Annotated in this window: 3 protein-coding genes; 2 read left to right on the plus strand and 1 reads right to left on the minus strand. The window is 74.9% G+C overall.

What is annotated here, in order from left to right; translation table 11 throughout:
- Positions 1-230, minus strand: a 230-nt coding sequence (locus E1258_RS34060; RefSeq protein ID WP_207919701.1) for a hypothetical protein, incomplete at its 3' end; no start/stop codon positions are given.
- On the opposite strand from E1258_RS34060, the gene E1258_RS24965 reads away from it, so the two are divergent.
- Both E1258_RS24965 and E1258_RS24970 read left to right on the plus strand, forming a co-directional pair.
- Positions 220-6,660, plus strand: a complete 6,441-nt coding sequence (locus tag E1258_RS24965) for an SDR family NAD(P)-dependent oxidoreductase (protein ID WP_207919702.1) — start codon at positions 220-222, stop codon at positions 6,658-6,660. The two genes, E1258_RS34060 and E1258_RS24965, sit on opposite strands and share 11 nt — an antisense overlap.
- The coding region (locus E1258_RS24970; RefSeq protein ID WP_207919703.1) for a beta-ketoacyl synthase N-terminal-like domain-containing protein at positions 6,612-10,915 on the plus strand (4,304 nt) is incomplete at its 3' end. The genes E1258_RS24965 and E1258_RS24970, both read left to right, overlap by 49 nt.

Consider the following 10,915-nt stretch of genomic DNA (forward strand, 5'->3'; position numbering starts at 1 on the left):
CCCGTGCCACCCGTCTCCGCTCCGGCGGCCTCCGCCCCGGTCGCGGCGGCGGAGCCGGCCCCGATGGCGGAGCCGGTGACCGGCCAGGCTGCCGCATCGGCCCCGGCCGCGACGGCGGGGTCCGGCGTGGCGGCGGCCAGCAGCCGCACCGACCGGGCCACGCGGACCGGGCCGGGCGCCGCCTGCGTCCCGCACGCCGTCGTCACCTCGCCGGAGGCGGTGGCGGACATCGCGGTGATCGGCCTCAGCGGTCGCTACCCGGGCGCGGAGGACGTCGACGCCTTCTGGCGCCGGCTGGTGTCCGGCGACGACTGCGTCACGGAGATCCCGGCCGACCGCTGGGACACCGACGGGTTCTACGACCCGGACCGGGAACGCGCGGCCGAGGGCCGGTCGTACTCGCGCTGGGGTGCCTTCCTCGACGGCATCGACCAGTTCGACCCCCTGCTGTTCGGCATCTCGCCGCGCGAGGCCGAGGTGATGGACCCCCAGGAGCGCCTCTTCCTCCAGGTGGCCTGGGCGGCGTTCGAGTCGGCCGGCTACCCGCGCCGGCGGCTGCGTACCCAGGCCCGCTCGGTGGGCGTCTTCGCCGGTGTCACCAGCTACACGTACCTGCTCTGGGGGCCGCACGAGTGGGCCCGGGGCAACCCGATCAACCCGCAGACCACCCCGTGGTCGTTGGCCAACCGGGTGTCCTACCTGCTCGACCTGAGCGGCCCCAGCATGCCCGTGGACACCGCCTGCTCGTCGTCGCTGACCGCGCTGCACCTCGCCTGCGACAGCCTGCGCTCGGGCGAGTGCGACCTGGCTCTGGCCGGAGGGGTCAACCTCTACCTGCACCCCGCCCGGTACGTGACGCTGTCCCAGGCGCGGATGCTCTCGCCGACCGGCCGGTGTCGCAGCTTCGGCGCCGGCGGGGACGGCTTCGTGCCCGGCGAGGGAGTCGGCGCGGTCCTGCTCAAGCCCCTCGACGCCGCGCTGCGCGACCGGGACCACGTGTACGGCGTCATCAAGGGCACCGCCGTCAACCACGGCGGCTACACCACCGGTTACACCGTGCCGAACCCCGCCGCGCAGGCAGCCGTCGTGGCCCGCGCCCAGGCCGCCGGGGGTGTGGACCCCCGCACCGTCAGCTACATCGAGGCGCACGGCACTGGGACGGACCTGGGCGACCCGATCGAGGTCGCGGGCCTGACCACCGCGTTCCGCGAGGGCACCACCGACCGGCAGTTCTGCGCGCTCGGATCGGTGAAGTCCAATATCGGGCACCTGGAGGCGGCGGCGGGCATCGCCGGCCTGACCAAGGTGCTGCTCCAGATGCGGCACCGCACGCTGGCGCCAACCCTGCACTGCGACCCGGTCAACCCGAACCTCGACCTGGCCGCCACCCCGTTCTACCTGCAAGGGGAGCGGGCCGCCTGGGCGCAGCCCCGGGTGCCGGTCGACGGCGGGCACGTCACTGTCCCGCGTCGGGCCGGCATCAGCTCGTTCGGCGCCGGTGGCGCGAACGCGCACGTCGTGGTCGAGGAGTACCCGCAACCCGCGCCGACACCCGAGCCCACCGGGCCGCAGCTGGTCGTGTTGTCCGCCCGTACCCATGACCGGCTGCGCGCGTATGCCGGGCGACTGGCCGGGTACCTGCGGGGCGCGTCCACCGGTGGCGACACCGGGGCGACCGTGCCGATCGCCGGACCGGCCGATGGTGGCGACACGGACCGGCTGGCCGAGGTGGCGGCGCTGGCTGGCGCGGTGCTCGGCGTACCGGCCTGCCGCCTCGACCCCGACGAGCCCCTCGCCGAACAGGGACTCGACGTGATCGGTCTGGCCACCCTCGCCGGTCGGCTCGCCGAGGCGGCCGGCGTCACCCGGTACGCCGACGAACTTTCCGCCGACGTCACCCTGCGCCAGCTCGCCGTCGCCGGCCCGGCCACGACCGCCGGCCCGGCCATCGGTCCGGACGGCTCCGGCCCGGCGGGTGGTGGTGCCGACGGCACCGGCGCGGCGCTGCGGCTGGTCGACGTCGCCCACACACTGCGGGTCGGGCGCGAGCCGATGGCGGAACGCCTCGCGCTGGTCGTGTCCAACGTGGCGGAACTCGCGGACCGGCTCGACGCCTACCTGGCCGGCGAAACCGACGGGGTGCACCACGGCGCCGTCCGTGACGGTGAGGTGGCCCGCGACCTAGTGCGCGGTCCGGCCGGCGCGGAGTACCTGCGCGCGCTGACCTCCTGCGGGAACTGGGACCAGCTCGCCCGGCTGTGGGTGGCCGGCGTGGACGTCGACTGGACAACTGTTCCGGGACACGACGCCGGCCGGACCGTGCCGCTGCCGACGTACCCGTTCGCCACCGGGCGCTACTGGTTCCCCCGGCAGGCCGACGCGGGCCCCGGCAGCCCGACCGGTTCCGCCCCCGCCCCGGGCCCGGTGGGTGAGGACCGGCCTCATCCGCTGCTCGGCGCGAACACCTCCACCCTGGCGCTGACCCGGTTCACCACCCTGCTGTCCGGTGCCGAGTCGGTCCTGCGCGACCACGTGATTGCCGGCCGGCCGACCCTGCCCGGGGTGGCCGTGCTGGAGATGGCGCGGGCGGCGGCGGAGCTGACCGGGGAAGCCCCGGTGACCGGGCTCCGCGATGTCCTCTGGGCACAGCCGGTGCGGGTCGACGCGCCGCTGCGGGTGCACCTCGCGCTCACACTCGCCGACGGTGGGGCCCGCTTCGAGCTTGCCGGCGCCGACGGCGAACCGGTCCGGTACGCGCAGGGCCGAGTCCTGCTCGGCGGGGAGCCGCCCGCGCCGGCCACCCCGCTGGACGTCGCGGCGATCCGGGCCGGACTGGCCGGACCGGTGCCGGGTGACGACTGCTACCGGCTGCTCGCCGCGGCCGGGTTCGGGTACGGGCCGACCTTCCGCGCCGTCCGTGAGCTGTACCGGGGCACCGGGGGCGCGCTGGCCCGCTGGGAACTGCCGGCGGGCTGTTCCGACGCCGAACTTGCCGGCCTGCACCCGTCGGTGCTCGACGGTGCGCTGCATACCGCCATGGGTCTGCTGGACGCGGAGAACGGCGGGGTGCCGGAGGCGTACGTGCCGTTCGCGTTGGCCGAGGTGGTCCGTTACGCGCCGCTGCCGCGTAACGGGTGGGCCTACGCCTCACCGGCCGGCGGATCCCGGCTGCGCAAGGTGGACGTCCTGATCGTCGACGAGGCAGGCCGGCCGGCGGTCCGCATCGCCGGGCTGACCCTGCGAGCGCTCACCGGCACCGGCCCGGCCGGCGCCACCGCTCGGGCGGTACCGGCCGGCACGAGCCCGGCGGACGTCGCGGACCGACCGGCGAACCGCGGCGTCGGGCCGTTGCTGTTCACCGCCGACTGGCGGGAGGCGGCCCTGCCGCAGGTCGCGTCGGAGGGGCCGGCCGCCCGGCTGCTGCTGGTCGAGGCAAACGCCGAGCTGCGGGCCGCCGCCATCGGCACCGGCCTTTCGTACACCGAGGTCGACGCCGGTGGGGCCTACGACGCGCTCCGGCGGCTCGCCGCCGCCCGCGCGGACGCGCGGCTGCTGCTCGCCCACCCGGCGGGTTCCCCGGCCGGGAATGGCCTGCCGGCGCTGGCCCGCACCGCCCGGCTGGAACAGCCCCGGCTCGTGGTGTCCACGCTGGAGACCGACGGCACCGTCACCGCCGCCGCGCTGACCGTCGAGGCGGCGCGGGGTGGCGCCGACGTGGAGGTCCGGTGGCGGGGCGGTCGCCGCTGGGTGGCCGAGTGGCGGGAACTGCCCGCCCCCGCCGTCACCGGTCGGCCGCTGGTCCGCCCGGACGGGGCGTACCTGGTCACCGGCGGCCTGGGCGGGCTGGGCCGGTTGTTCGTGGAGTACCTCGCCGAGCGGGGCGCCGGCACGGTGGTCGTCGCCGGCCGCTCCGCACCGGACGCGGCGGCCCGGGACTGGCTCGTCGGCCTGCCGGTGCGGGTGGTCCACGAGGCCGTCGACGTCACCGACCGGATGGCGGTGGCGGCACTGGCCGGACGCTTCGGACGAAAGTACCCGCCGCTGCGGGGCGTTCTGCACGCCGCCGGGGTGCTGCGGGACGGGCTGCTGGTAACCAAGGGGGACGACGCCTGGGGGCCGGTGTGCGCCCCGAAGGTCATCGGCACCCGACTGCTCGACACGGCCACCGCCGACGCCGAACTCGACTGGTTCGTGTCCTTCTCGTCAGCGGCCGGTGCGGTGGGCAACCCGGGTCAGGCCGAGTACGCCTACGCCAACCGCTTCCTCGACGTGTACGCGGCGCACCGAGACCGGCTGCGGGAGCGGGGCGAGCGACGGGGGCGCAGCCTCTCGATCGGCTGGGGTCTCTGGGCCGACGGGGGGATGGGCGTCGACGAGCGGACCGCCGCGCACCTGGAACGGACCGCCGGCACCCTGCCGATCCCGACCGCGACCGGGCTGGCCGTCTTCGAGTCCGCCCTCGCGCACGGGTTGCCGTACGTGGGGGTGCTGCACGGCCGGCGGGACACCCTGCGGGAGCGGATGGGTCTTTGTGCCGCCGCGCCGGTCGGGCCGGTCCCGCCGCCGGTCGGGCCGGCCGACAAGGACCCGGCGGGCGGCGCGGCCGACAGCCCGCAGGAGATCGAGTCGACGCTGGCCGAGATCTGCGCCGAGGTGCTCAAGATTCCCGTCGGTGAACTGGATGCCGAGGAGGACCTCGGCGCGTACGGCCTCGATTCGATCCTCATGATGACCGTGCTCAACCGGATCGAGCAGCGGTATGCCACCGCCGTGGAACCGAGCGCGCTGGCCGAGTACGGCACGCTGCGCGCGCTGGCCCGGCACCTGCACGCCGCCAGGGTGCGTACCGCACCGGCCACCACCGGCCCGACCCGCGCAACCGCGTCCGTTCCTGCCGTCGCGGCCTCCGATCCGGTCCCCGTCCCAGCCCCCGGTCTCGATCCGGCCGTCGGTGTCCCGGTGTGGCCCGCCGCCGGGGCACCCACCGGCCCGGACACGCCAGCGGTCGCCGTGTCGCCGGTCGGGGTTCCGCCGGTGCCCACTCCCGCCCGTGCGGACGCGGCCCGCGCCGGACGCGCCACCGACCAGCGTGTCGCGGTGATCGGGCTCGCCGCCCGGCTCCCCGGCTCCCCGACGGTGAACGCCTTCTGGGAGCACCTGCGCGCCGGTCGGGACCTGGTCCGGGAACTGCCCGCCGACCGGTTCGACGTGGCTGCGCTCTACAGCCCGGACCGGACTGCCGAGGGGCGGACGTACTCCCGGTGGGGTGGCTTCCTCGACGGCGACATCTTCGCCTTCGACGCGGCCCGGTTCGGCATCGACGAGGACGACGCGCTGGTCATGGACCCACACCACCGCGTCATGCTCGAGCTGACCGAGGAGTTGCTGCACGACGCCGGCTACCGCCCGGAGGAGTTGGCCGGCACGCGGGCCGGGGTGTTCCTCGGTGGCGGCGAGAGCAACTACCTCAAGGGCCGGCTGGAGAGCCTGCCGGGCCGGCTGATGCGCCGGGCGGTGGTCAACACCATCCCGAACATGGCCGCCGCCCGCGTCTCCGACTTCTTCGACCTGCGGGGACCGTCCCAGACCGTCGACACGGCCTGCTCGTCCGCGCTGGTCGCGGTCCACCAGGCGTGCCAGGCGCTGCGGACGGGCGACTGCGACCTGGCGGTCGTCGGCGGCGTCGAGCTGATCACCGACGGCTACCTGCACATCGGCTTCAGCAAGGCCGAGGTGCTCTCACCCGGCGGCGCCTGCCGTGTCTTCGACGAGAGCGCCGACGGCATCGTGCCCGGCGAGGGCGCGGGCCTGCTGCTGCTCAAACCGTACGAGGAGGCGGTACGCGACGGCGACGACATCCGGGCGGTGATCCTCGGGGGCGCGGTCAACAACGACGGACGGACGATGGGGTTGACCGTGCCCAGCCTCGACGGGCAGCGTGACGTGCTGCGTCGGGCGCTGGACGCGGCCGCTGTCCGCGCCGGGGAGATCTCCTACCTGGAGGCGCACGGCACTGGGACGCTCTTGGGCGACCCGATCGAGATCCGGGCCGCCACCAGCGTGTACGGCGCGGACGGCGCGGCCCCGCAGGGGTGCGCGGTGGGGTCGGTGAAGTCCAACATCGGGCACCTGATGCGGGCGGCCGGCGCCGCCGCACTGATCAAGGTGGTCCTCGCGCTGCGGCACGAGCTGATCCCGCCGACCCTGCACTGTGCCCGGCCGCACCCCCGGTTCCGGTTCGCCGAGTCGCCGTTCTTCCCGGTGACCCGGCCCCTGCCCTGGCCGGACGAGGCCGGTCGGCCGCGCCGGGCCGCTGTCTCCGCGTTCGGCTTCGGCGGCACCAACGCGCACCTGGTGCTGGCCGGGCACGTGGGGCCGGCCGGGCACCGGCGGCCGTTGCCGCCGCCGCGCTTCGCGCGCCGGCACTACCGGGTCGGCGATCCGGTGACCGACGTCCGGGCCGGGGGACCGGTCGTCGACCTGCAAGCCGGCAACGGGAAGCCGGAACTCGACGACATTCTCGATCGGATCCAGGCCGGCACGCTGACGCCGGCCGCTGCGGCGGGCCTGATCGGCCCCAGTGGATTCGTCGGGTGGAAGGACAAGGGACGATGGGCACCGACCACGACCACGGCACTGCAGACCGGGCCGGTGGAGTGACCGCGTCCCGTTCCGACGTGCGGGAACTGCTCGAGGCGTTCGGCCGTGGCGAGCTGACCCGGGCGGAGGTCACCCAGCGGATCGCGGCCCTGAGCGGGCCGGCGGTGCCGGAGCCGGTGAGCCGGATCTGGCGGCACGACGAGCCGTTCCTCGCCGCACACGTGATCTTCGGCGAGCAGGTGCTGCTCGGCATGGCGCACTGCGCCATGGTGGCGCAGGCGGCCAGGTCGACCGGCGGGGCCTGCGCTGATCTGGCCAACGTCGCCTTCCACGAGCCGGTCGTGCTCACCGCCGGGCAGTCCGCGACGGTCACCGTCCGGGCCCGACGCGACCACGACCGGGTCCGCTTCGACAGCGTCTACACGGTGGACGGCGGGCCCGAGCGGCGCAGTGTGTCCGGGGAGTTCACCACCCCCACCGCCCCCGGCAAGCCCGTCGACCTCGCCGCGCTGCTCGCCGCGGCGACCGCCGAACGGGCCGCCAGCGAGGTCGCGGCGGTACCGCTGCTCGCCCGCGACCCGGCGCTGCGCAGCGTCGAGCGGGTGTGGCTGACCACGGGCGGTGCCCTCGGTCGGCTGCGGCTCGACCCGGCGGCCCGCGCCGCCGTCACCGACCTTGCCGTACACCCGGCCCTGCTCGACGGCGGCTTCGTCGTCGGCGCCGCCGCGCTCGAGCCGGCTCTGCTCACCCCGACCGACGGCAGCACCTGGGTCACCGTGGCGATCCGCGCCGTCCGGGGTGGTGGCACCGGTCTGCCGGACGACTGCTGGTGCCGTGCCGAGATCACCGGCGAGCGGTCCGATCTCATCAGCATGGACCTGACCTACTGCGACGACACCGGCACCGTGCTGCTGGCCGTCAGCGGGCTGTCCGTACGCCGGGTCGGTTCGGGCGTGGTCACCCAGCCCGATCCCGGGGCTGCCACCGCCGCGCCGGCCCCGGGCGTCGCCCCGACGGTCGGTCCGGCAGCCGCCGTCCCCGCCGCCGGTGGACTTGCTGAGCGGGTCGCCGGGTACCTGGCCGCTCTGCTCACCCAGGCCGCCGGGGCGGGAGCCAACCCGGACCGCCGGGTGCCGTTCATGCAACTGGGTGCCGACTCGAGCACCCTCATCGGACTGACCCGCGAGATCGAGAACGACCTCGGCATCGAGCTGTATCCCACGCTCTTCTTCGAGCACCAGACCATCGACGAGCTGACCGCCGCCCTGGTGGCCGCGCACGGCGACGTGCTGGAGCACCGCCTGCCCGCCGCCGAGCCGATGTCGGCCCGCACCGAGGGGTCCGTCCCCGCCGCGCCCGTGCCGGCTCCCGCCGTCGCGCCGATCCAGTCTCCCGCCGGGCCGGTGTCGGCTCCCGCGGTCGTGGCGGCGTCGGCGCCCGCCGTGGTGGCGTTGGACCCGTCCCGCGACCCGCGGCGGGACATCGCGGTCATCGGCATGGACGCCCGGTTCGCCGGCTCCCCGGACGTACAGGCCTTTTGGGCGCAACTGCGCGCCGGCACCGACCTGGTCACCGAGATCCCGGCGGACCGGTGGAACTGGCGGGACTGGTACGACGCCGACCCGGCCGAACCGAACCGCACGTACTCCCGATGGGGCAGCTTCATCGAGGCCGACAAGTTCGACCCGGCGTTCTTCGGCGTCTCCCGCCGCGAGGCGATCTGGCTCGACCCGCAGCTGCGGGTCCTGCTCGAGGTGGTCCACGGCACCACCGAGGACGCCGGGTATGCCGACCGGCTGCGCGGCAGCCGCACCGGCCTGTACCTCGGCGTGTCGTTCCACGAGTACTGGGACGAGATCATCCGGGCGGGCGTCCCGATCACCGACTACCAGGCGGTGACCGGCGTGCCGTCGTCGCTCAGCGGACGGCTGTCGTACCTGTTTGACCTGCACGGGCCGAGCCTGCCGGTGGACAACGCCTGCGCGTCGTCGCTGACCGCGCTGCACCTGGCGGTGCGGGCACTGCGCGCGGGCGAGTGCGAGACGGCGTTGGTGGCCGGCGCGAACCTGCTGATCAGCCCGTTGCACTACGTCTACACCTCGCGGGCCGGGGCGCTGTCCCCGACCGGGCGGTGCCACACGTTCGACGCCGCCGCCGACGGCTACGTGCCCGGCGAGGGAGTGGCCGCGCTACTGCTCAAGCCCCTCGACGCCGCCCTGCGCGACGGCGACCGGGTGCACGCGGTGATCAAGGGTTCGGCGACCAACCACGGAGGCCGGGCCAACAACCCGACCGCTCCCCGCCCGGAGGCGCAGACCCGTCTGCTGTTGGACGCCTGGGCCGATGCCGGAATCGACCCGCGCACCCTCGGCTACCTGGAGGCGCACGGCACCGGCACGCTGCTCGGTGACCCGATCGAGGTCAACGCGTTGCGGCAGGCGATGACCGAGTACGGCGGCCCGCCCCCCTCGGCCGGCTCCTGCCTGATCGGCTCCTCCAAGGCGCACCTGGGCCACCTGGAGGCGTGCGCCGGTCTGGCCGGGCTGATCAAGGTGATCCTCTCCATGCGACACGGCGAAATTCCGGCCATGCCGAACTTCACCACGCTTAACCCGTACCTCGACCTGGACGGCTCCCCGTTCCGGGTGAACACCGCCGTCGAGCCGTGGCGGGCGCCGGCCGGGCAGCCCCGCCGGGCCGGGGTCAGCTCGTTCGGCATGTCCGGCAACAACACCCACGTGGTGGTGGAGGAGTACGTCCAGCGGGCGCCGGCGGTGCCGGTGCCGGGCCCGTACGCGTTGCCGCTTTCGGCGCGCGACGGCGCGCGACTGCGCGAAATGGCCGGCCGGCTCGCCGAGCATCTGGAGCGCGAGCGGCCGGTGCTGGCCGACGTGGCATACACCCTGCAGACCGGGCGTACCGCGATGGCCGCGCGGGCCGTGGTAGTCGCTGCCGACCACGACGACACGGTACGCCGGCTGCGGCGGATCGCCGAGGGCGCGGTGGAGGAGCCGTCCGGCGCGGACCAGGCGCACCGGGTCGCGGCCCGGTTCGTGGCGGGGGAGGCGGTCGACTGGCGGGCGGCGCGTCGGGGTGACGGACGGATTGTCAGCCTGCCGACGTACCCGTTCGCCCGGGAACGGTACTGGTTCACCGACGTGACGCCGGGCGCGCCCGCCGGCCCCGCCGGTGTGACCAGCCGGGCCGGTGGCATGTCCTCCGACCATCCGATGCTTGACGTCAACGTGTCCGACCTGAACGGGTTCTGCCAGCGGGCGGTGCTCGATCCGCAGGACTTCTACGTCCGCGACCACGTGGTGCGCGGGGAGCGGGTCCTGCCCGGCACGGCGCACCTGGAGCTGGCCCGCGCGGCCGGCGAGCTGGCCCGGCCGGACGCGACGGTCACCGCGCTGACCGGGGTGGTGTGGGTCCGTCCGGTGGTGGTCGGCGACAGACTGACGGTCGACGTCGCGCTGCGCGTCGAGGCGGACGGCCGGGTGGCGTTCGAGGTACGCGACGCTGGGGACCCGCAGGCCCGACCGTACTCCCGGGGAACGGTCGAGTACGGCGAACCGGTCGGCACGCCGGAGCGGATGGACCCCGCCGCGATCGCGGCCCGCTGCGTGCGGGTACGCGACGGCCGGGAGTGCTACGACGGCTTCGCCGCGGCCGGACTCGGCTACGGACCGGCGTTCCGGCTCATCCGCGAACTGCGCTACGGACCCGGTGAGGCGTTGGCCCGGCTGGAACTGCCGGCCGACCTGGCCGCCGGGACAGAGCGGTTCGGGCTGCACCCGTCGCTGCTCGACGCCGCCCTCCAGGCGGTCACCGGGGTCACCGGCGCGTCCGATGCCGAAACCTCGGCTGCCGCTGGTACCCCGGACGCCGGGCAGCTGCTCTACCTGCCCTACGCGGTCGGCCGGGTCGAGCCGTACGCGCCGCTGCCCGTCCACTGCTGGGCGTACGTCACCCCGTCGGTTGGGGCACCCACCGAGGGCGACCGGACGCGCTTCGACGTCCGGCTGCTCGACGACGACGGGCGGCTCCTCGTCGTCGTCCGGGACTTCGAGCTGCGACAGGTCGCTGCCCCACCGGAGCCCGTGGTGGTGGGTTTGGCGGAGCGGTGGGTGGCGGAGTCTGTGTCTTTGGGTGATGTGTCGGGGTGGTCTGTGTTGGTGGTTGGTGGTGATGAGGCTGTGGTGTCGGTGTTGTCTGGTGTGGTGGGTCGGGTGGTGGTGGCTTCGCCTGGCGAGGTTGGTGAGGTGTTCGAGGGTTTGGTGGTTGGTGGTGTCGTTTTGGATGCGGTGGTGTGGGT

The organism is Micromonospora sp. KC207 (assembly GCF_004348615.1).
Lineage (GTDB): Bacteria > Actinomycetota > Actinomycetes > Mycobacteriales > Micromonosporaceae > Micromonospora.